Source organism: Vibrio sp. 10N.222.48.A3 (assembly GCF_041475345.1).
GTDB lineage: Bacteria > Pseudomonadota > Gammaproteobacteria > Enterobacterales > Vibrionaceae > Vibrio > Vibrio tasmaniensis_A.
The window spans coordinates 1-367 of the sequence record NZ_JBFRVX010001762.1 but is presented as its reverse complement, the minus strand read 5'-3'; the positions used below and the strand labels follow the sequence as shown (position 1 = coordinate 367).

1 protein-coding gene is annotated in these 367 nt (G+C 42.0%); it reads right to left on the bottom strand.

The window, feature by feature from the left end; all coding sequences use genetic code 11:
• Nucleotides 1-50: 50 nt before the first annotated feature.
• The coding region (locus tag AB4653_RS28800; protein WP_372071312.1) for a Rid family detoxifying hydrolase at nucleotides 51-367 on the bottom strand (317 nt) is incomplete at its 5' end.

Sequence of the window (367 nt, the reverse complement as noted above, 5' to 3'; positions counted from 1 at the left end):
GCTTTATGCCAATTTGTTTACTAGAAACCGTTTATTCTAGATATTAAAACCTATTTGCGAACCGCAATAGCTTCGATCTCGATACCTACATCTTTTGGCAGACGCGCTACTTCAACACATGAACGTGCAGGGTAGTTTGCAACACCGTGCTCATCAAAGAATTTACCGTAAACTTCATTTACTGTACCGAAGTCGTTTAGGTCTTTAACGAATACCGTTAGTTTTACGATGTCTTTTACAGTCAGGCCAGAAGCTTCAACAACCGCTTGAACGTTGTCTAGAGATTGGCGAGCTTGCACTGCGATATCAGCAGATACTTCACCAGTTGCTGGGTTTACTGGGATTTGACCAGAAGTCAGAACCATAT